The sequence below is a fragment of the Thiospirochaeta perfilievii genome (assembly GCF_008329945.1).
Classification (GTDB): domain Bacteria; phylum Spirochaetota; class Spirochaetia; order DSM-2461; family DSM-2461; genus Thiospirochaeta; species Thiospirochaeta perfilievii.
The window spans coordinates 1,719,047-1,741,027 of record NZ_CP035807.1 but is presented as its reverse complement, the minus strand read 5'-3'; the positions used below and the strand labels follow the sequence as shown (position 1 = coordinate 1,741,027).

Genomic DNA, 21,981 nt, shown 5'->3' with positions numbered 1-21,981 from the left:
CTCTAATTACATAAATAGTTTATATTCTGACCCTAGGAGAAAATAAATGTTAAAAAAAGTATTTATGGTAGTTGGAGTTGTTATAGCTCTTAATTCATGTGTTTCTGGTAGCTTGGTTTTTGAAAGCGAACCTGTCGAGAGTCGTTATTCGGAAATTTTTTCTAATAAAATTATTGGTGTTGAACCCTTTGATGTAGAATTCTCATCAAGTCGTTTTGCTATAGATCTTCGAGATGTCTCTTTGTCTGTTAATGGGCAGAAGGTTGTTTTTCAGAAAAAGTATATAACAAAAGTTGATGTAGATGGTCTTGGAGAAGTTGGTATTTTAGAGATTAATGCTCTAAAAAAAACAGATGCTGATGCAAACCTAATTCAATCCCAGGTAACAAAAGAGTGGATTCTAGGATTGTTAGGAGACTCTAACTATACAGTAGGTTTTTTTAATAAGTTTGGTGAAGGTAATAGTGGTTTTTTAAGTAATAGACCCTTAGAGAGGGATGAAAATTATGAATTTGTTTTTTTACCTACAGATAAACCTACAACATATTTTAAAGAGGTTCGTGATCTAACAAATATAAGTGCTGATGGAGTTGACTATATATTAAGAGGTTATATTGATATTAGTAATGAAGTTGTAGAGCTTTTAACACCAGAAGAGGATGAGTACTCAAACAGAGTATTTGAAGATACATCTACTGTAGGTGGATACTATCTTCTTTGTAATGCATATATAGAGTGGGAGATTGTTGATGTTGTTACAAATGAGGTTGTAGTTAACTACAAAGAGAAGAGTGATGATAGAATAAATACAAGAAACTCAATAAAAATACTACTACCTATTCCTAATGGTGATTCAAATGCATTTGAAAGTTACTTTAATAATAAAGATTTAACTCCTTTTGCATCAAAAGAAGTTTTAGAGCTAATGCCAAGAGCTTATCAGTTTATGGCACCATATTATAAAGTTACATCTAGGTTTATCAAAGACCAAGAGTAGATAATATATACTCCCTAATATTTGATTGTACTTTAAACAAAAAAAGGACAATAATTAGTTATTGGGGAGTGATATATGTTCTTAATAAAGTTAGCATTTAAAAATCTTACAAGGCACAAAAGACGTACCATAATAACCTCTTCTGCATTAGCTGTTGGTCTAATAATGTATCTGTTATTAGATTCACTATTAGTAGGAATGTTTGAAGCTTCAAATAATAACTTAAAGGATGCAGAAACTGCCGATGGTAAGATTTTAACTAGTGAAGCATTTAAAGATATACAGTTTTTACCATTAAACGATAGAATTAAAAATCCTGATCAAATTATTTCTATAGTTGAAGATAGCGGTGGAAGGGCTACTAAACGTGTCTTAATTAATGGGGATATGATCTTTACAGATGAATACTTTCCTCTATCAGGTTCTTCCCCAATACTCTTTACTGCAGTAGATATAAATAGTGATAACAGTGCTTATAATATCTTTAAGGATAGGTTCCTTACAGAGGGACGATTTATGAATCCAGGAGCCGATGAAGTTGTAATTGGTTCATGGTTAGCAGAAGACACAGGCGCAGAAATTGGTGATTGGTTTACTGTCTATGTTCGTACAGCTCCTAATGGAGATGATCCCGGATTTTTCCAAACAATTGATGTGGAAATTGTAGGTTTTGTAAAGGTTGAAAACCCAATGATAAATAGAAGAGTTGTCTATTATCCTTTAGATATGGCAGACTACTATTTAGAACTAAATGGAAGTGTTACAGAAGTTGCACTACGCGTACCCTTTGGTGAATCCCTAGAAGCTTTTAAAAGACGTATAAATCCAAAGCTTCCAAGTGGTCTAGAGTTTTACACATGGAAAGAGATAGCTGCTGATTATGTAAAGCTTCTTGAAGCAGAGACAGGAGGTAGTGCTATTATATTAATTCTAATTGTATTAATTGCCTTAGTAGGTATTACAAATACAATGTTAATGACAATAAACGAAAGACAGAGGGAGCTTGGTATGATGAGAGCTTTAGGTATGTCTGAAAAGGATATTAGAGTTGCATTTTTATATGAGGCTGGTGGTATAGGTATCATCGGTTCTATAATCGGTTTAACCCTAGGTATTTTAATAAATATACCAATGGTAAACTATGGAATAGATTTTTCAACTTTTATGAGAAATACTGATATGGGATATAAAATTAGTGCATATATGAAGGGCTCTTGGAATATCTCTTCCTATGTAATAGCCCTTATTACAGGGATTATTATTCCTATTTTTGTGGCATATTTCCCTACGAAAAAAGCAATACTAAAAAGTATTCCTGATTGCGTTTCTGGCAAATAGGGGGAGATTATGAAATTAGCTAAGATTGCATTTAGAAATATTAAAAGAAATAAAAAAAGATCTATACTATCAATAATTGCTACGGCAATTGCAACATTTTCCATGGTATTTATGTTTGGGTATATCGAGGGAATGAAGGTGGATATGAGGGATATATCATTTAATTATGATTCAGGGGAAGTTCTTATTAGAAATAGAGATTTTGACGATAAGATATCATCCCTTGATAGAGCTGTTGATGGATATAAGAGTGTTATAACCCTAATTGAGAGGAACTATCCTGATTTTCTAATCTCTCCAAGACTGCGTTTTCCATCCCAAATTATAAAGGGAGAGAGAACTTTTATGAGTTTTGGTATCGCTGTTGATTTTGCAAGGGAGGTAGAGTATCTAGACCTTAAGGAGAAGCTAGTAGAGGGCAGAATTCCTATTAAGTCAAGGGAGGTATTAATGGGGGTTGGTTTAGCAGAAGAACTCGAGCTAAGTCTAGGTGATAAATTTACCCCTATTACAATGACTAGAAAGGGGGCAAGCTCGGGTATTACATTTGAACTTGTTGGTAAGGCTAAATTCTCTAGTGGAGCATATACTAATAAATCATTTTTAGCCCCTTTAGATGATGTTCCAATGATTCTAAGAATGGAAGGAGCTGTTTCTGAAATTCTTCTAAAAAATGTAACAGAGGATGATTGGGAGAGTAAGGCTAAGGATATTAATAACCTGTTAGAACAAAATGGTCTAAACACTTTAGAAGCTCTACCCTGGACAGTAGTTGGGTTAGGGTATGCAATGTTAGAGATGGCAGATATCTCTTATTCAATAATGGCAATATTCTTTTTTGCTCTATCAAGTACTGTAATCGCTAATACTATGTTAATGGTTGTCTTTGAGAGAAGAAAAGAGATAGGGACAATAACTGCAATGGGTATGACAGGAGGGGAAGTAATAAGACTTTTTTTCATTGAAGCTCTATATCTTGGGGTTTTAGGAGCCACGCTTGGATCACTTTTAGGGGTTATTTTGATTATTCCACTCTCTATCTATGGTATAGATCTATCGTCCTTTGGCTCAACCGTCGATTTTGGGATTTCATGGATGATCTACCCACAACTTAGGCTTAAAACTCTCTTTTTGGTATTCTTTTACTCTGTTTTTGTTGCCTCGTTTATATCATTTTTCCCTTCAAGATCAGCATCAAAGGTTGACCCAGTAGAGGCATTAAGAGCTGAGTAGCAATAGTGCGGAAATACCACAAAAAGCACCCATTGTATAATTAAAGAATTTTAAATGTTTTGGATTTTTTAAAACGTTTTTTATCAGAGTTCCAAATAGTGCCCAAGTAGATATAGATAATGTCCCAAAAATTAAAAATGTAATAACTATATAGTATATTGATTTTGTAAACATTTCACCTTTTAAAGAGTACACAGTAATTGCTGTTAAACTCATTATTACAGCTTTAGGGTTTAAAGCTTGAAAGAGAATTGCTTGAATAAAATTAAGAGGTTTTTGCATCCCTTTGTGACTCTTGGGTTCTGAAGATCTTGCAATCTTTACGGCTAAAAACAGCATATATATCATCCCTATATACTTTAGAATAATATGAATATTGGGGTAGGCTTCAAATACTCTATTTAGACCTAAAGCGCTAATTATATTCAATATTGCCACTCCAGTAACTACACCTAAAATGTGGGGGATGGTTCTAAGAAAACCATAATTAGCTCCTGAAGTTGTTAACATTATATTATTTGGTCCTGGTGTAATACTCATTGTTATGGCAAACAGGATTACTGGTATTGTAAAATCACTATTCATTATTATTCTCCTGAGTTAATACTAAGATATTTTACATTTAGACTACAGATACAGATTATTGATTTTATTTACATAACAGATTAGGGTTCAGTATGAGTTTTAAATATGAGAAAATTTTTAAAGAGATAGAAAAAGCAATATTAAATGGCGTATTTCTCCCTTCAGAGAAGTTACCATCACTTAGAAAGAGTGCTACAACTTATGATTGTGGTATTTCTGTTGTTATTCAAGCCTATAATAAATTAGAGTCTATAGGTTTAATAGAATCTGTAGAAAAGTCTGGTTATATTGTTCGAGATAGATCGGAAACTCCTATTCCTGCACCTGAGAAAGTAAACCATACACTAGTTCCTAATATTACTAAGACGAATTTAATGACTGCTGAAATGGTGGATATGGCTATGGATAAATCTATCCTACCTTTTGGAGCAGCTATTCCAGATAATTCTATTATTGCCTCTAAAAAGTTAGGTTCTTATATTAGTCGTAAGGCAAAAAACAATCCAGATCTTTTTACTACATATACTCCTGCCTCAGGATCTTTAAATTTAAGAAAAGAGATTGTTAAATATATGTATAAAAAAGGGGTTTTAATAAATAGTGAGGATATTGTTATTACAAATGGTTGTTCAGAAGCTCTTTTTATATCTTTAAGTTTAATAACAACTCCTGGGGATACTATAGCTATTGAGACACCTACATATTTTAGCTTAATAAGTATTTTAGAGGAGCTTAATTTAAGAGTAGTAGAGATTCCAACTAGAGCAGATAGAGGCCTTGATATTAATAATTTATCTAAAATTATTAAACAAAACAGTATAAAGGCCTTAGTCTTTTCTTCCACATTTCAAAATCCACTGTGTTCTGTTATGAGTCCTAGAGACTTAGAATCTCTATATAGAATCTCTCTTGATAACGATTTTACACTTATAGAGGATGATATTTATGGGGACTGTGGATTTGATAAAAGTATCTACAGACCTCTAAAGTCTATGGATAAGTTTAATAGAGTTATATACTGTTCCTCATTTTCTAAAACTCTCAGTTCTGGTTTAAGAGTTGGATGGGCAATTCCAGGGATTCACACCAGTAGTTTTAGAGAGAGAAAACAAATATCCTGCCTTGGAGGCTCAGCACTAATTCAAGAAGCATTGGCTGATTTTTTTAAAGATGGCTCCTATGATAGTCATATTAAATTATTTAGAAAAAAGATTTATGCTCAAACTTATGGGATTAAAAAGCTTTTAGAGAACTCTTTTTCAATTGATGTTAAGGTTACTAGTCCAAAGGGTGGATATTTTTTATGGGTTGAATTTCCAATTGGTTTTGATTCTTGTAAACTATATAGGCTAGCCTATGAAAACAGAATCGGTATTGTTCCTGGGCCTGTTTTTAGTGCTTCTGACAATTACAATAACTGTATTAGAATAAGTTGTGCATCACAAATAACAGAGGCTACAATCGAAGGGTTACAATTATTAGGTGAATTAGCCCTTACATGTTTACCCCAATGTTATAAATAGTCTTACTTCCACAACCAACATATTAGGTAAAAAGTATTTCACTGTTTATTAATAAAATAGTAAAATAACTCTATCAATATTGCGTAATTGATAGAGTTGAACAAAACCGCCTGACGGCGATGACTTTTTTACTTAACTTATAAATATTAAAGAGAACTTTAAGATAATTATTCTTAAGGAGCTTTAATATGCAAAATATAATAACACGTTTTCAGAGGGATTTAAATCTTCGGGGTTATAGTCCTAAAACCTGCCAGGTGTATACTTCACAAATAGTACAATTTCTACAACATACGAATCTTTCGGAAAAAATTCCCAAAGCAGAAGAACTAAAAGATTACCTCTACCACCTGGTATCCGAACATCATTTATCTAACTCAAGTTTAAAACAGACAAGTAGTGCTATAAAATATCTTTATACTCAAACACTAGGGCTATCTTGGGAATCTCTAAATATTCCTAATATCAAAGTAAAAAGAAAACTTCCTGTGTGGTATACGGCAAATGAAGTCCATTCTATTTTAGATAATGCCAAAAACCTTAAACATAAAACTATTTTAACATTAATCTATTCATCTGGGTTACGGCTTAGTGAATCTGTAAACATAAAAATAAGTGATGTGTATAGGAATCAAAAACGTCTACTTGTTAGGCAGGGAAAAGGAGGAAAAGATCGTTATACTATTCTATCAGATAGAGCTTTAAAACTCTTAGAACAATACTGGCTTGCCTACAAACCGACAACATATTTCTTTCAAGGCCGAGATGGTAACCCATATTCCCCGCGTTCATGTCAGCAAGCGTTTTATTTAGCAAAGGAAAGAGCAGGAGTTACAAGAGATGGAGGGATTCATGGACTAAGACATTCTTTTGCAACCCATTATTTAGAAAATGGAGGTGGAATATTTCAACTTCAAAAATTTCTTGGCCATAAAAACCTTACAACAACTTTAGTATATGCCCATGTTTTAGAAGAAAAAAATGAGATTATTAGCCCTTTGGATTATTACTATGAAAACAGTAAATGATATCTTGCGTAAATATGGTAATGATTATCGTAAAGAAAATCCATTTTTAACTATCCACGAAAAGAAAGTAATGAGAGCAATTGAAATATGTAGAACAGAGGAACTTGGGGGCGAATAGAAACTTGTGATAAATGTGGGCATACTAAGAAAGTCTTTCATTCCTGTAGAAATAGACATTGCCCCCAGTGTCAGTTTATGAAAAAAGAGGCATGGATAACAAAAAAGAAGGAAGAAATATTTCCTTATCAATATTTTCATGTTGTTTTTACTCTCCCTTCAGAACTTGATGCAATCGTTCTGCGGAATAAAAAAACTATGTATAATCTTCTTTTTAGTAGTGCTAAACAGGCTTTACTTAGCATGGCAGGAGAATCAAAATATCTAGGAGCAGATATTGGGTTTTTTAGTATTCTTCATACATGGGGACAAAAATTAAATCTTCATCCACATTTACATTGCGTTGTTCCTGGAGGCGGATATTCTAAAGAGAAAAGAAAGTGGATAAAGTGTAGTAAAAATTATCTTATTCCGGTAGAACCTTTAAAGCAAAGGTTTAGATCAATATTCCTTAAAGAATTAAAAATATTATATAAAAATGATGAACTGTTCTTAGGAGGATGTTTGTATGCTGATAGAATAAAATTTCAGAAACTGATAGATCAACTATTTTCTAAAAACTGGGTTGTTTATCTAAAAGAATCATTTAATAATTCATCTACAGTAATAGAGTATCTGGCAAGGTATACCCACAGAATTGCAATTAGTAATTACCGTATTATTAATGTGGATAATGATAATGTCTCTTTTTTATATAAAGATTACAAAGAAGGTAATAAGAAAAAGCTTTATATAATGAATGTTATGGATTTTATATCCTCCTTTATGCTTCATATCGTTCCTTCAAGATTTGTTAGGATTAGATATTATGGACTAATGTCAAACAGAAATAAAAAGTCTAATCTTCAGCTGTGCCGTGAATATTATGATGTAAAAATTAAACCAATGATCCCAAATGATACATGGGATAAAATACTTTTAGATGTAACAGGAATTGATATACATAAATGCCCTAATTGTAATGAAGGTCAGCTTGTTTTGACAAACTTTATCCCATCGATAAGGTATAGACCCCCACCAACAAAGACAGCATAAGGACATTTTCTGGACATATATCTCACTTTATATCTATAACAATTGAGGTTTGTTTAAATAATTTTAAAATTACCTTATAAACTGTATTAAATTATCAGCATGGAAAAAAATAAGTATTTTTGCTTTCTTTTTATATATTTAAAGGATAATATTATAAAACAGTTAGGGAATTTATTTTTTTAAGAAGTTTAGAGTTTTATTGAAACTCCATGAAGGATATTCGCTAAGTAGCAGTTCGGTTTCGTCCAACTTGAAGTCAATATTCCCTCATGCTTCGGGAGAGATTGACTCCTAACCGTTATATCAAATTTATTTAAAAGGAATTATTTTGAAAAAGAATTTTATTGTAACATTATTTTTTTAACTCTTTTGTCTTGCAGCCAAGAAAAAGAAATTGAAGAGGTTATATTTGAGGGTCAGTACGAAGATACCTCTAAACTTAAATATATTTTATCAGAAGATATGAATGACAACATTATTGGTTATGGTATTTTTAATGCAGAATCAAACGATGAATTTTTTGATATAAAAGAGTTAGAGCGTAGAGATTTTAAACCTGATAAAGTTATTTATTACTCTAATGACACAAAAACACTGACAATGTTCTTTACTACGAGGGAGAAATATTAATTTCTTATCAACGATTTGCTTACAAAATGTTTGAAAAAAAGATCAAATATCAATAGATTTTAAATAAACTTGATATAACAGACAATATATGCTCCGCTTTGCTGCGGTCTTCGACAAATCAACCACTGCGTGGTAGACTTCATATATCGTCGGAACGTTAGGTGAAATAGTAACTAATTTAGTTGGATATTAGTATTAAGAAGGAGCTCTTTATGGCATTTAAAACACTTTTTTTAGCACATGCACCTGATGCAGATTATAAAAAACATAAATCCATTATTGATACAGGTAATTATAGACTTACATCTGTCGTTGTAAAAACACAAAACGAAGCAATTAAAGTTGTAAATAGTATCTATGAAAAGGAGAAGATAGATGCCGTTATACTCTGTCCAGGGTTTACACATAGTGATATAGCAGAGATATTTCATGCTCTTGAAGGAAAAGTATCTGTTAACATTGCTAGAGGAGATGGTCCTAGCAGTAAAATTTCTCAAACTGTAAGACAAAGAGAATATTTCAATAAGTAGTATATAATTCACTCGAAAAAATAATGCAATTACTACTTTACCTAACATGGCATAGAAGCATCGCTACGCTCGACCTTCGGCCAATTGTTGTGTCACAGTTCTTGCAAGTAGTGTTAGAATAGCGAGAAGCGGTAGACAAAATCTTCACTAAAGAATATTTTTTATTACAACCAAAATTAACATTGTCCCACATAAGTAATTACAGTGAATGGGAAAGTCATATTCGTATTAATAATACCAATTGGCAACTCAAAAGGAATCAGAATATCTAAAAATATATTACAGCGATTACACATTGAAGATTTTGTTGAATTAGAGGTTCATAAAGATGAGTTGCTAATTAAAACTGTACATAAAACTAGACCTTTTGTTATTATATCTCCTAATGAAATGAATCATTCAATAAAGACTGTTATTTTGACTCCTATAACAACTAAAACTCATAAATACCCTAAATGTTTCGACTTCACCTCAGTCTTCGTCTAATTTTTTGTGAGAGACACAGGACAATATTTAGGTTAATATAATCTAAGAGTTTATATGCACATTAATGGTTCATATTAACCTTTCAAAAACTGCTTTTAGGCTCGAAACGTTAAGTGAAATTAGTTATTTTAAAAATTATAGAAAAAGAAGGAATATTATGTACGAATATAAGTTTGTTGAAGTACCAATCAAAAAGGTTTTTACAAGTAAAAAAACTACCTCTAAAACTATGGATAACATTAAGTCTACAATAACTGATAATGCTAAAGATGGCTGGAGATTTATTCAAGTTTTTACTCAAGTTGGGGAAGGGCTTATTGCTCCAGATCATTATGAAGTTATATTTGAAAAGGAAATTCAAAATAACTAACATCACTTAACAAGGCTTTTACGTTGCGCTTCGCTTAGCCTTTGGCCAATTATTCTAACTAGCAATGTAGATCTGAACAAAGTTAACATTCAACAGGTCCCACTTTTTTATATTTACTATGTTATCTTCTACCTTAATCAAACCATTACTATTTAGTATAGATAATTTAACTGATTCGATATTATATTTTGTCAGCCTTTCTAATACATAAGTGTCTTTGGTTTGTAAAAATCTAGTATAATCATAAATACTGATAAAAAATTTAAATAATTAATAAAGTCCCATAATAGTTTCATTATGGGATCATTTAAATTAAAGATATTGACCTGACATGTATATACCAATGCTTACAAGAACAATTGATGTAGCAATAACTTTATAATCGTAAGAAGCTTCATTTTTACTCCTTAGGCATCTACATAATCCAAAATATCCTAGGGCAAAGAGCATAATCATTGAACTAATAATTGTTAGATCAAAATTATTAAAGTAATCACTCATAGAGTTTCCAATTTTTGATATTGATATAAATAAAGACGAACCAAGAACTAAAACGGCAATACTTACCATAATTTTCTTCTTAATTAGTAAACTGAATATTTGCATCAAGAAGTTAGACAGGATTGTCAAAGAGAGTATGGTTACAAGGGCAAGTATTAATTCCTCATAAGTGGTACGTAAGAAAAGATAGTTTACACTATGAAATATCAAAATCCCTAGGATCATTAATATAATTATTGCATTAATAACTGTTGAGTTCTTGTGTGGAATATATAACATATATTCACTTTCTTTATAGTGTATACCCTTGGGAATATAGATAGATAGTCTTTCAATAAATATTAATGCTAATATTAAAATAACAAATCTAGACATCATTAAAGCACGAAACCCTCCAATTACTTCTTTTTCTAAATTTAGATATCTAAGAGATATTAGAAGTAAAATATAACCAATAAGGGAAAAAACAAAAAATTTATACTCTCTTTTAAATATGTATTGAAATACCTTATGCATGACTAAAAATCTCCTTATATTTACTCTCTATAGAGAGTCCTTCATTTAATCTAACTTCCTCACAGTCATAATCTCCACAAGAGTGTCCATCTTTAATGAAAATAACTCTAGTTAAAATCCGTTCAATAATTGCTACTTCATGGGTGGCAATAATCATTGTTGATTTTTCATGCATTGAATCGACTAAAGTATCAATAACTACCTCAACAGCAATAGGATCGATGCCTGCTAATGGTTCATCAAGAAGATATAACTCAACATCTCTAGCCATACAAAGAGCAATGCGAATTAATTGCCTTATACCTTTTGAAAGCTCTATTAGTTTAGTCTTCATTGATAAGTTAACATTTAGCTTTTGTAAAATTTGAAAAAAATGATCCATATCAAAGTCCATATAGAAATGTCTATAAAACTCAATAGTTTCTTGAACTGTATTTCCATCGGGGAAGAGATTATTATCGGATAAATAGGATATTTTATTTTTTGTTATTAGCGATGGACTCATTTTATCAATTAGTACCTCTCCATCATATTTAAGTATTCCTCCTGCAATTATCTTCATAAATGTACTCTTCCCACTTCCATTTGGGCCATGTAATCCAAGAATTTCACCCTTCTTTAGATTTAACTCAAATCCATTTAGGGCTTTTTGGGGTCCAAAACTTTTAAATAAATCAATAGCTTTTATCATTATTTACCTCTCTTATATGTTTATTTATAATTTTTTGTAATTTTACGTTATCGAATCCTATAAGTGACATTTTCATAATGTAGTCATCAGTAAGCTTATTAGCTATTTCTGTTTTCATCTTTAAGATTAATTTATTATCATCAGTAATAAATGATCCCATACCTCTTTTTGTATGTATTAAACCTTCCATTTCTAACTCTTTATATACCCTCTGAATAGTCGTTGGATTAACCTTAATCAATTTAGAATACTCTCGTACTGAAGGCATCTTTTCTCCTACTTTAAATTCACCTATAATTAACTGCTCTTTTATTTTATTTACTATTTGCAGGTATATAGGGGTGTCGTTTGTAAATACCATCATAACTCCTTTACTGTGTGATTGTAATCATACAGCCATACTTTTTTGGAGTCAAGTGAATAATTTTTTGTGTAGATCTCTTGTTTATAGATTTAGATAAAATACTAAAGGGTCTACACATCAATAAAAATTGCAAAAGTGTTGCCTTGAAAGAATCATATTCGAGAAGAAAATAGTTAATAATACAAAAACCTTGATTTATATGTTCAATTATATAAAATTGTCTTAAGCAAAAAAAATAAAGGAATTAATATGGGGTATAATGGTTCATGTCTATGTGGTGAAGTAAAATTTATAGTTATTGGAGGTATATCTAGCTTTTACCTATGTCATTGTGAATATTGCAGAAAGGATAGCGGAAGCGCTCATGCTTCAAACTTGTTTTTTAATCATGGAATTATTGAATGGAAAAAAGGTAAGAATAAAATAATTAATTATAACTTTAATGGAACCAAACATAATAAGAGCTTTTGTTCTATATGTGGTTCTGCTCTTCCAATTGAAAATAAAGACTACATTGTAGTCCCTGCAGGAAGTTTGGATTGTGATATAGATAAATTACCTGACGGACATATCTTTATGGAGAGTAAGGGGAATTGGGATAATAAACTTGAGACTATAAAAAAGTTTGACAAGTTACCTGTTTAGATAGAGAACTTTTAAATTTTTAATTAGTATGATTATAAAGTATTAAATTATTGGAAAAATAAATTTAAATCCGGGAAGTATAGGAACATGAAAAGTAATAAATATTAAGGGCAAAGCATGAGAAGAGACAAAATAGATTATTAGTTAGATATATCAGGGACTGTTTTAGAATGATGCACATGTCTAAGAAGAAGTTATGGGAGTGTAATAGTAAAAAATGATGATTCCTTGTCATTAAAATCAGGGTATTAAAGATAATAAAGCAGCCAAAGTTTGTAAAATTAGAAAATTAAATGCTCCTCGGCTGATATTGATATACAAATGACTATAACTTCTTATGTTGGTGATATATTGTAAAGTATTATTAAATAAAAGGGGCTGTTGCAAAAGTTGATAATGCTTTCAACAGCCCTACATCTTATTCGGTTTGAAATTTATCTATCTCATTTTTAACATCGACTGTAGCATCAGAAAGTCTAGACGCAATCTCTTCGACTAAATGCATCGCAATTGTTATCTCTTCGGTCCCTGTATTTATTTCTGAAATTCCAGAGTTTACTAAGCTTGAAATTTGTGAGGCCTTTGTTATAGCTTGTGATATTTTATTAGTAACTTCTTTAATATTTAGTGCTTCATCCTTAACATCTTGACTAACTTTAGTTAATTCAGAATTTGCAATTACAATTTGCTCTCCACCTTGATTCAATTCCTGAGTATTATTATTTATCTCTTCGAGGGCTCTTATAGTTTCTTTTATTTCGTTTGAAAGTGCTATAAACTCCTTTTCACTTTCCTGTGATACAGCAAAGGCTATATCAACCTTTTTTAGAATTTCCTTAGTTATAGCTGCAATATTGTTTGAATTATTTTGAGATAACTCAGCTAGCTTTCTAATTTCTTCTGCTACTACAGCAAAACCCTTTCCAGATTCACCAGCATGGGAGGCTTCTATAGCGGCATTCATTGATAATAAATTTGTTTGTTCTGCTATGTCAGATATTACTTTAGACATCTTAGATATCTGGTCTGCAAGACCTACAATATCCTTGTTCGCTTCTGTTGCTCTACTAACAATCTCTCCCCTAATAGTCATGGTTTCACTAAGTGTTTTAGTTACATTTTTCTTATCCTGTACTATTCTCGCTACGTTGTTTAATTGGGCAATCATCTCTTCAATTGCAGCACTAGTTTCTTCTACTGATGAGGCCTGTATATGAGTCGAATTATTAAGAGTTTCTACCGCTTCATTAATTCTAACCATTCCACTCCTAATTTCCATTATTTCATGGTCGAGGCTATTAACTTGAGTATTTATAGAGGATATATTACTACTAATTTGTGTTGTAGCTGAAGCTGTTTCCTCTGAATTAGAAATTAGTTCGTCTCTCTGGTTTCCCAGTAAATTTACATTGTTTTTTATTGAAACAACCATTTTTTTAAGCTTTTCAACAAAAATATTAAAGTTTCTAGATAGTTCCCCAATCTCATCTTTAGAAGTTATTTTTAGGCTCACATTTAAGTTACCTTCACCTTCTGAAATCTCTTTTATCATTTTAGAGGCTGTCTCAATTGGATTAACAATTTTTTTAGATATTAAATAGATAACAAATGAAGAAAAGAGAATTAGTGCAAAGGCAATAATCAAGTTGTTTCTTCGAATAGCAGATAAGAAACTATAAATTTCTGAATCTGGTACCATAAATCCTAAGATGTAACCTGTAGATAGTTCTGTTGTATAGATAACATGCTTTTCATTATTATAAACAACTTTTTGCAGGAAAACTTCTCCTTTTTTTGCTTCAAGTTCTTTAGTCCATTTTAGATTATCTATACTCTTTCCAAGTAGATTGTTATCAGGATGATAAAGTATAGTGTTACTACCATTATCAAGTAGAAATGGGAATGAAGAGTCGGTTATTACAACATTACTTAGCAGATCAGTAATAAAATCAAGTGTCCAATCACAACTAACCATCCCTACAATTTTCCCATTATTATCAGAGATAGTCCTTCCCATGGTTATAAAGGTAACATCTAAAATCTCATCATAAAAAGGATCTGTTATAAAAAAACCATCTCTAGGTTTTTCTCTATCCCATTGTGATGGTAGAGTTTTTGTGTACCATTCACTGCTCTGAAAATCGTACTCAGGATCCTCATAATCATAGGTTAATATTATCTCATTACCATCTCTGTATGCATATGGTCCTACATAAGGATCTTCTTTAAATACCTCTTTGTCAAACCAAAGCCCATAACCTGCGGCACTTTTATCAGTTAAAATATATTGAATCAAGTATTTAGATAGGTACTCTCTATAATTTAGGTTTGGATTATTTTTATATGCTTCATAGACTAAGGTTCCTCCTTGAGCCAATGCATTTCCAGCTACTTCTATATTACTGATTGTTTTCTCCATAGCTTCAGAGAAGTAATTAGTCCTAAAAGAAACAGCTTCTTCTGTTAGGTTTTCAGAATTATTTTTAAAAGTTAAGTCATTAATAAAACTACTTAATGTAAGAGCCGTTATCATTAATAAGCCTGCGTAAATAATAATTTTAAATTTTATTCCAAGTCTTTTCATAGTTTAATTATAGAATATACTAATTATATTTTCTAATTATAATATTTTTTTTGGTTAATATTAAATATATTGGTGGGAAAGTATCCATAAAAAATCAGCCTAGTAATGATTATCCTATGAAGTAGTAGAAATTTAAATAAAAATAGGGTCAGAGAACTAAGGAGAAGTGATAAAAGTAAATTTGTTTCTGTTGGTTGAATCAATTACGAGTAAAGAGTTTCAGGGCCAAGGTTTAAAACGTACAGATGTTATAGGTCAAAAAAACAATATATATACCAAATAAAACACCTAGTGAATATCTCTAATTTTATGTATACTGTCATTAAAGTTTTAGGTACCCTTACAATAGGTATAGATCTAATAGTTTTAAATATAAAGGCAATAAAATGAAAGATATTCAAAAAGAACATGAGGAAAAAGAGAGTAGGCAGCACTTAATAGGTTGGTTACTATTTTATTATTCCACTAATTAGAAAAATTAAAATTAATAATACTGAATTATAGATATTAAAGTCGTATGATTAAATAAGTAGGAACATATGAATATTGTAATTAAAAAATGAACAGACCGTGTATGACTTATAAAACTATATTTCTACTTCTATCTATACTATTAATCCTCGCCTGTGCTCCGAGAAAAGAGAAAGTTTTTCTAAATATTGATACTCCGTATAACTATATCTGGGACTCCATTAAATGGGACTCTATGGCTAAGAACGTTGAGTTTATAGAGATAAAAGACAGGAATAAATATTCTAAGAGAATTAATTACCCTGTAATTAGAATAGGGCAAAGTGGGGAGTATTTAGTTAATAGAGATTTTTTATTACCTGTTATAGATTATAAGGAAAATATTGATAATGTTGAATTAAAGGATATTGGAAAATATAAGTTATTAAAACTACAAGAGATAGAACTCCCATTCAAAGGATTAACAGTGGACAACATGACATTTGATAATGGTAGTTATCCTCTTGTAGAATCAGCCTATCTTAGTATTAATGGGAATTTATCAGACAGAACCAAGAAGTGTGTACTATCAAGTTTCCACCTTAAGACCTTTAAGACAGAGTGGATAGCGGCAACTGGGGACATAATGTTAAATAGGGGTGTAGATAAACTCTTATTTGAAAAGGGTATAGAAAGTGTTTTTACTGATACCCTTGAGTTTATAAATAACAATAGTCTGATGATTGGAAACCTAGAAGGTAGTGTTACTAATAGGGGTACTAAACATAACAAATCCTTTACTTTTAGGTTTGATAACCGGGTTTTAAAATATTTAAAAGAGGCTGGCTTTAACTATCTATCAATATCTAATAACCATACCTATGACTACGGAGAAGTTGGCTTTATAGATACTATAAATAGTCTAAATAGCTCCTTAATTGGATTTTCTGGTGCAGGAAAAACAGTGGAGGCCGCTTCTAAATATTTTGAGAAGGATAATTTTAGGGTTTTATCTGTAGCATCGTTTCCCAATGAAAAAAATGGCTACGATGGATTTAAAGAGTCTATGGTTAATGATAAAAGGCCCGGCATTCTTTTTAATAGTTTAATAACAAATGAGGCTATCAAAAGGATGTGTTCTGACAAAACATTTGATATTTTATATGTCCATGGAGGGGATGAGTGGTCTTCTGAACCATCTAAGGAACAGGTAACACTTTATCAATCCTACATAGATTTAGGTGTCGATCTAGTTTTAGGTAGCCACCCCCATGTACTACAAAAATTTGAGGTTTATAAAAATGGTTTTATTGTCTACTCCCTAGGTAATTTTATATTTCCTTTAATGAAGGGTTGGTATACAGGGGAAGAGAGTATTATATTAAAACTTGGTATTGTAGATAATAAGATAATATATAACCGTGTTATTCCAGTAAATATAGATAATAAGGTAATATCTGTAGATAAAACAGGAAGGATTAGAGATCGGTTTTATAGTTTAGTTCAAAATAGAAAGGATTAGGTATGTTAGATTTAAAAGCAGAAGCTTTAATAAAAAATTGCTTAAAATTAGCCATAAAAAATAGGGAGTTATCTGGAGCAAATATTTTAATTTTGCAAGATGGGAAAGAGGTTTTTTATCATCAAGATGGTTATAGTAATATAGAAAATAGAGAAACTATTAAACGGGATACAATATTTAGACTCTACTCTATGACTAAACCTGTAACAGCTGTTGCTGTTATGATTCTTCTTGAACGTGGACTTATAGATTTGTTTGATCCTGTTAGTAAATTTTATCCAAGTTTTAAGGACCAGAAAGTTATAGAGAATGGACAGTTGGTTACACCAAAGAGAGAGATTTCTATAAAGGATCTACTAAATATGACTTCTGGTTTATTATATCCAGGGGCTTCTACTTCAGGTTTGTCAGTTGAAACTGTTTTTAAAGAGTTAGATAAAAGGCTTTTTTCCGATTCTCCTATGGCAACAGGGGAACTAGTTGATAGATTAGGGCAAAGTATTCTGGATTTCCATCCTGGAGAAAAATGGGCTTATGGAACATCCGCCGATGTTTTAGGTGGAATAGTTGAGGTTGTTTCTAATAAAAAGTTTGGGGAGTTTTTAAGGGAAGAACTCTTTACACCTCTAGGTATGGTAGATACTGATTTTTACGTTCCTTTAGATAAACAAGATAGGCTTGCTACTGTGTATGAGACTACTTTAGATAATAGATTAGAGATATATAGTGGGAATAACCTGGGAATTTCTAATAAAATGGAGATCTATCCTGCCTTTGAAAGTGGAGGGGCAGGGCTTGTTAGTACAATTGATGACTACTCAAACTTTACATCTATGTTAATAAATAGAGGCTTATTTAATGGCAAAACTATACTTAGCCCTAAAAGTGTTGATTTTTTAACTACACAAGTCCTAGATGATAATCAGATGGAAAATTTTAAAGAGTGGTATGCTTTGTCAGGATTTACATATGGAAATCTAATGAGAGTTATGGTAAAACCTGAGCTATCAGGATCTCTTTCATCCCTAGGGGAGTATGGTTGGGACGGTTGGCTTGGTTGTTATATGGCAAATAGTCCTAAGGATAATTTAACCATTTTAGTGATGATGCAGAAAAAAGATGCAGGAACAATACCATTCACCCGTAAACTTAGAAATATAATTTTTAGTAATATTAAGTAAAAATTGATTAATGAATAAATCAAACTATATAATTACATGTAATTTGATATAGGAGAAAAGAGTGGAAAAAGAAAAACAGAGTGTTGTTAATATTACATCAGATAAAATGGGTCGTGGGGATGATGATTTAGGGGGAATTCTTATGCAATCATTTGTAAATACTCTAATTAAGTTAGATCCAATACCATCAAAAATAATATTTTATAATTCTGCAGTAACTTTGTGTATAGAATCATCCCCTGTTGTAGACTCTCTTAAAGAGTTGGAAAATAAGGGTGTTGAACTTCTTATTTGTGGAACATGTGCAGACTTCTTTGATATAAAAGATAAAATTGGTGCTGGGACTATTTCTAATATGTATACTATTTTAGAGACATTAAATAGTGCAGATAGGGTAATTACACCGTAAATTATGAATCTATATTTTGATAACGGTGCAACATCTTTTCCAAAACCTCCTGAAGTTTCTAAAGCGGTAGCTAGGTATTTAGATGTTGATGGAGCACCCTATGGACGTTCATTTTATGAAAAGGCTTTTACCGTCTCTTCTATTGTAGAAGAGTGTAGGGATCAATTAGCTAGTTTTTGTTCTATCCCTAACCCTGAAAGATTAACTTTTACCCCAAATGCCACATTTGGAATTAATAGTGTGTTAAAGAACTTTAATTTTAAACATAAAAAGGTCCTTATCTCCCCTTTAGAACATAACTCAGTTATGCGCCCCTTAGAGTATTTAAGAAAAAGAGATGGGGTCCAGTTTGAATATCTTCCAGCAAAGAAAGATGGTTTAATTGATATTGATAGGATAAAAGTAGATAAGTGTGATCTAGTTATTATTTCCCATATGAGTAATGTAAATGGAGTTATACAACCAATTAAGGAGTTAAAAAAGATAATTGGAGAGACTCCAATTCTTGTGGATGCCGCCCAGTCCTGTGGCCATGTCACTATTGATGTTAATAGTTGGGGTATCGATTTTTTAGTTTTAACAGGTCATAAATCACTTTTAGGTCCAACAGGTACCGGTGCTTTATATAGTTCCGATAAGTATAATCTAGAACCTCTGTTACATGGAGGTACAGGTAGTAATTCGGAATCTATTAGTATGCCACAAGAGTACCCAGATTTTTTTGAAGCAGGTACACCAAATATAGCTGGAATATATGGACTAAATGCTGCTCTTAAAAATAGGCCTGAACCTCTACATGATAGAAGTTCATTCTGTAATCTATTGAAAAAACTATCATCAATAGATAGTATTGAAATCTATTCAGCAGATGATATAGCTAGACAGGGTGAGTTATTCTCTATTAAGCATAAAGAGAAGAGTCCATCAACCTTTGCTTTTGAGCTCTATAATATATATGGAATTCAAACAAGGGTAGGGCTTCACTGCGCTCCTGTAGCTCACAAATATTTAAAAACTTCACCAGAGGGTACTATTCGTTTTGCTCTTTCCCCATACCATTCAGGTAATGATTTAGACTACTTATATAGTTCCATAAAGAGTTGTTCAAATAATGGAAAGTAATGTTTTATATCTCTTTAAAAACACAAGGGCTGTTATTTTAGCTCAGAAGTCTATTATTAAACTTAACTTAAAGTGTTTAATAATCCCAGTACCTAGAACTATAAGTTCAGAGTGTGGGATGTGCATTGAAACAAAAAAAAGTAATGAAGAATTAATTGATAAAACACTAGATGAATTAGGAATCTATTATCACAAAAAGTAGAAAAAATAATTAGAATTTTCAGTAAAAACAACTCCCTTAAAGCTAGTACCTTTTGTACTGGTTTTTTCCAATATTTAGGGACCTGCACTAATTTCTATTTAGATTGAATAATTAAAATCTAATTAAATGGAGGTTAGAAATTATGAAAAAAATTACAACTTTATTACTGTTGTCTTTAGTCTTTGTATCATTTGCTTCTGCAGTTGATGTTGTTCTTGATGGTTGGTTTGAAACAAAAGGTGAACTTTACAAAACCGTTGGAGATAATGACCCAACTACTAAGTTTGGCAGTAACGACTTTTCGGTAAATGTAAAAGTTAATGGAGAAGGTTTTGGAGGAGAAATGGGTGTTGGTGGGTGGTACCCTGGTGAGTTCGTTCCATCATCAAGCGACTTTAAAGTTAAACAAGCCTATCTGTGGACTGATTTTAATAGTAGTGGGATGTTTAAACTTTTTGCTGGTAACGATATGGAAGTTATATCCTACTCCCCTAATGCAATAGAGGGTGAACTTTTTAATGATGCATTTGGTTTAGGTCTTGGTCGATATGATTTTCAAGCTATGGGAAATGGTTATACAGGGGCAAAAGATGGCTTAATAGCAGAAATAAATCTAAATAATTTATCAGCTGCTTTTGTTTATTCTCTTGGAGGAGGATCTGAAATAGTTTTAGAAGATAATCTTAAAAATGCGATAAATATTAATTTTAAATATAACATGGATTCATTTGGTCAAATTTATGCTGGTTATACTCCTCGAGAGGACGATGGATCTTTATGGATTGCAACATCTATAAAAATAATTCCACAACTTTTAGCAGATATTAAGTTTGAATCAACTCTCACTAAAGATGCTAACGTTAAATGGATTAGCGCAAACCTTGGTTATGATATTAAAAACTTTGTTAATCTAGTTTCTGAAACAACATACAAAATAACAGAGACACAAAATGATTACTTTTTTGGACTAAAAGCTACACCCGTAGTTCCTGTAATAGGACTAGATATCGAAGCAAGTGTAAGTGGTAACGATACAAATGATATTCTAGGGATTGGTGCTGCAGGTGTAATTAAAAAGTCTTTTGGTAATTTAAGCACATCATTAGCACTAACACTATCAACATCAACAGCTGATGATGCTGAAGCAACTATAGCTACATCATATAAAATCAATATGTGGTTCTAATTTTTATTTTCCTTTGAGCAGTTACACCTTTGGTGTAACTGCTCCTCTTGTATTATTTTTTTATTCTACTGAGATACTATCTAGTTCGAATGAACCTGAGTTATCTGTACCATATACAACAACTCCTACGACATTACTTAGTATTAAATCCCTATCCCCTGTAGCCCAATCTGGTTGGGCAAAATCTGTGGTGTTAAGATTTAATTTTACTGTGGTAAATTCTGTTGAAGCTGCTAGTGTATGGAAATACTCTTTTCCATCGTTTCCTTCATCGTTTAACCTAATATTTAGATCTGTCCCAGATTTGTAAGCAATAGTAATTGTTTTTACATCTGTAAATGGAATATTTGTATCATCCGTATCTACAGCAGTTACCATTGTTTGGGAATATGGATATTGATTAGTTGAATTAGAAATGTCGTAACTTACTAACAAATTATCACTCTCTACAACAATTGATATTGTTGAACCATCAGCATCTTTGTTCTCTTCCCAATTTGTGAAGTTAGAAATATAGCTACTTATTTTTGTTACATTAGTAACTTCACCTTGGCTTTCATTTAACGTAGAATCATCTTTCTTTGTTGTCTCTGATCCATCTACATCACAACTACTTAACACTAATACAGTAAGTACTGTTGTTAAAACTAAAATTATTTTTTTCATGTTATCTCCTTGAATATTATTATTCAGTCAAAACTTATATACAGACAGAGCCGAATTGTTTCTAAATAAA

General features: G+C 31.4%; 24 protein-coding genes. 18 read left to right on the top strand and 6 right to left on the bottom strand.

The window, feature by feature from the left end; genetic code table 11:
• Positions 1-46 precede the first annotated feature (46 nt).
• The 3 genes from EW093_RS07905 (at position 47) to EW093_RS07895 (ending at position 3,568) form a co-directional block, all read left to right on the top strand.
• On the top strand, positions 47-997 hold the full coding sequence (locus EW093_RS07905; RefSeq protein WP_149567873.1) for a hypothetical protein: 951 nt from the start codon (positions 47-49) through the stop codon (positions 995-997).
• 75 nt (positions 998-1,072) lie between these two features.
• A complete protein-coding gene (locus EW093_RS07900) occupies positions 1,073-2,335 on the top strand; it encodes an ABC transporter permease (RefSeq protein ID WP_149567872.1) in 1,263 nt (420 codons plus the stop codon).
• Between the two features lie 9 nt (positions 2,336-2,344).
• On the top strand, positions 2,345-3,568 hold the full coding sequence (locus EW093_RS07895) for an ABC transporter permease (protein ID WP_149567871.1): 1,224 nt from the start codon (positions 2,345-2,347) through the stop codon (positions 3,566-3,568).
• Here the strand turns inward: EW093_RS07895 and EW093_RS07890 are convergent.
• Positions 3,554-4,153: a LysE family translocator gene (locus tag EW093_RS07890; protein ID WP_149567870.1), complete on the bottom strand. Its 600-nt coding sequence runs from the start codon at positions 4,151-4,153 to the stop codon at positions 3,554-3,556. The two genes, EW093_RS07895 and EW093_RS07890, sit on opposite strands and share 15 nt — an antisense overlap.
• A 92-nt stretch (positions 4,154-4,245) precedes the next feature.
• Here EW093_RS07890 and EW093_RS07885 point away from each other — a divergent pair, with 92 nt between their 5' ends.
• The 8 genes from EW093_RS07885 (at position 4,246) to EW093_RS07855 (ending at position 9,872) form a co-directional block, all read left to right on the top strand.
• Complete coding sequence (locus tag EW093_RS07885; RefSeq protein ID WP_149567869.1) at positions 4,246-5,676, top strand: aminotransferase-like domain-containing protein; 1,431 nt, start codon at positions 4,246-4,248, stop codon at positions 5,674-5,676.
• A gap of 188 nt (positions 5,677-5,864) precedes the next feature.
• Positions 5,865-6,704, top strand: a complete 840-nt coding sequence (locus tag EW093_RS07880; protein ID WP_149567868.1) for a tyrosine-type recombinase/integrase — start codon at positions 5,865-5,867, stop codon at positions 6,702-6,704.
• Positions 6,688-6,822: a hypothetical protein gene (locus EW093_RS17835; RefSeq protein WP_281283493.1), complete on the top strand. Its 135-nt coding sequence runs from the start codon at positions 6,688-6,690 to the stop codon at positions 6,820-6,822. Before EW093_RS07880 ends, EW093_RS17835 begins: the two co-directional genes overlap by 17 nt.
• Positions 6,819-7,856 (top strand): IS91 family transposase, encoded by a 1,038-nt coding sequence (locus EW093_RS07875; RefSeq protein ID WP_149567867.1) that lies wholly within the window; start codon positions 6,819-6,821, stop codon positions 7,854-7,856. The genes EW093_RS17835 and EW093_RS07875 overlap by 4 nt, the downstream gene beginning before the upstream one ends.
• A 369-nt stretch (positions 7,857-8,225) precedes the next feature.
• Positions 8,226-8,486, top strand: a complete 261-nt coding sequence (locus tag EW093_RS07870) for a hypothetical protein (RefSeq protein WP_149567866.1) — start codon at positions 8,226-8,228, stop codon at positions 8,484-8,486.
• 212 nt (positions 8,487-8,698) lie between these two features.
• Positions 8,699-9,016 (top strand): DUF6506 family protein, encoded by a 318-nt coding sequence (locus EW093_RS07865; protein ID WP_149567865.1) that lies wholly within the window; start codon positions 8,699-8,701, stop codon positions 9,014-9,016.
• A gap of 204 nt (positions 9,017-9,220) precedes the next feature.
• The gene (locus tag EW093_RS17830) at positions 9,221-9,502 is read left to right on the top strand and encodes a type II toxin-antitoxin system PemK/MazF family toxin (protein ID WP_281283492.1); all 282 of its coding nucleotides are present in this window, start codon (positions 9,221-9,223) and stop codon (positions 9,500-9,502) included.
• 157 nt (positions 9,503-9,659) lie between these two features.
• On the top strand, positions 9,660-9,872 hold the full coding sequence (locus tag EW093_RS07855) for a DUF4177 domain-containing protein (protein ID WP_187759880.1): 213 nt from the start codon (positions 9,660-9,662) through the stop codon (positions 9,870-9,872).
• A 312-nt stretch (positions 9,873-10,184) separates the two neighbouring features.
• Here EW093_RS07855 and EW093_RS07850 read toward each other — a convergent pair whose 3' ends face one another.
• The 3 genes from EW093_RS07850 to EW093_RS07840 are packed head-to-tail and all read right to left on the bottom strand — an operon-like array spanning position 10,185 to position 11,944.
• Positions 10,185-10,889 carry a hypothetical protein gene (locus tag EW093_RS07850; RefSeq protein WP_149567863.1) on the bottom strand — a complete coding sequence of 235 codons (705 nt, stop codon included), beginning with the start codon at positions 10,887-10,889 and terminating at the stop codon, positions 10,185-10,187.
• Positions 10,882-11,580, bottom strand: a complete 699-nt coding sequence (locus EW093_RS07845; protein WP_149567862.1) for an ATP-binding cassette domain-containing protein — start codon at positions 11,578-11,580, stop codon at positions 10,882-10,884. Before EW093_RS07845 ends, EW093_RS07850 begins: the two co-directional genes overlap by 8 nt.
• On the bottom strand, positions 11,564-11,944 hold the full coding sequence (locus EW093_RS07840; RefSeq protein ID WP_149567861.1) for a GntR family transcriptional regulator: 381 nt from the start codon (positions 11,942-11,944) through the stop codon (positions 11,564-11,566). The genes EW093_RS07845 and EW093_RS07840 overlap by 17 nt, the downstream gene beginning before the upstream one ends.
• 249 nt (positions 11,945-12,193) lie before the next feature.
• Here EW093_RS07840 and EW093_RS07835 point away from each other — a divergent pair, with 249 nt between their 5' ends.
• Positions 12,194-12,589, top strand: a complete 396-nt coding sequence (locus tag EW093_RS07835) for a GFA family protein (RefSeq protein ID WP_149567860.1) — start codon at positions 12,194-12,196, stop codon at positions 12,587-12,589.
• Positions 12,590-13,007: 418 nt separating this feature from the next.
• Here the strand turns inward: EW093_RS07835 and EW093_RS07830 are convergent, their stop codons facing one another.
• The gene (locus tag EW093_RS07830; RefSeq protein WP_149567859.1) at positions 13,008-15,173 is read right to left on the bottom strand and encodes a methyl-accepting chemotaxis protein; all 2,166 of its coding nucleotides are present in this window, start codon (positions 15,171-15,173) and stop codon (positions 13,008-13,010) included.
• A gap of 559 nt (positions 15,174-15,732) precedes the next feature.
• Here EW093_RS07830 and EW093_RS07825 point away from each other — a divergent pair.
• The 6 genes from EW093_RS07825 (at position 15,733) to EW093_RS07800 (ending at position 21,245) form a co-directional block, all read left to right on the top strand.
• Entirely contained in the window at positions 15,733-17,145 is a 1,413-nt protein-coding gene (locus EW093_RS07825) for a CapA family protein (protein WP_149567858.1), read from the top strand.
• 2 nt (positions 17,146-17,147) lie between these two features.
• A complete protein-coding gene (locus tag EW093_RS07820) occupies positions 17,148-18,326 on the top strand; it encodes a serine hydrolase domain-containing protein (RefSeq protein ID WP_149567857.1) in 1,179 nt (392 codons plus the stop codon).
• A gap of 61 nt (positions 18,327-18,387) precedes the next feature.
• Entirely contained in the window at positions 18,388-18,735 is a 348-nt protein-coding gene (gene yedF, locus EW093_RS07815) for a sulfurtransferase-like selenium metabolism protein YedF (RefSeq protein ID WP_149567856.1), read from the top strand.
• A gap of 3 nt (positions 18,736-18,738) precedes the next feature.
• Positions 18,739-19,857 carry an aminotransferase class V-fold PLP-dependent enzyme gene (locus EW093_RS07810; RefSeq protein WP_149567855.1) on the top strand — a complete coding sequence of 373 codons (1,119 nt, stop codon included), beginning with the start codon at positions 18,739-18,741 and terminating at the stop codon, positions 19,855-19,857.
• Entirely contained in the window at positions 19,847-20,059 is a 213-nt protein-coding gene (locus EW093_RS07805; protein WP_149567854.1) for a putative Se/S carrier protein, read from the top strand. The genes EW093_RS07810 and EW093_RS07805 overlap by 11 nt, the downstream gene beginning before the upstream one ends.
• Positions 20,060-20,201: 142 nt before the next feature.
• A complete protein-coding gene (locus tag EW093_RS07800) occupies positions 20,202-21,245 on the top strand; it encodes a hypothetical protein (protein ID WP_149567853.1) in 1,044 nt (347 codons plus the stop codon).
• A gap of 60 nt (positions 21,246-21,305) precedes the next feature.
• Here EW093_RS07800 and EW093_RS07795 read toward each other — a convergent pair whose 3' ends face one another.
• Positions 21,306-21,911, bottom strand: coding sequence for a hypothetical protein (locus EW093_RS07795; RefSeq protein WP_149567852.1), 606 nt, complete (start codon positions 21,909-21,911; stop codon positions 21,306-21,308).
• Positions 21,912-21,981: the final 70 nt, after the last annotated feature.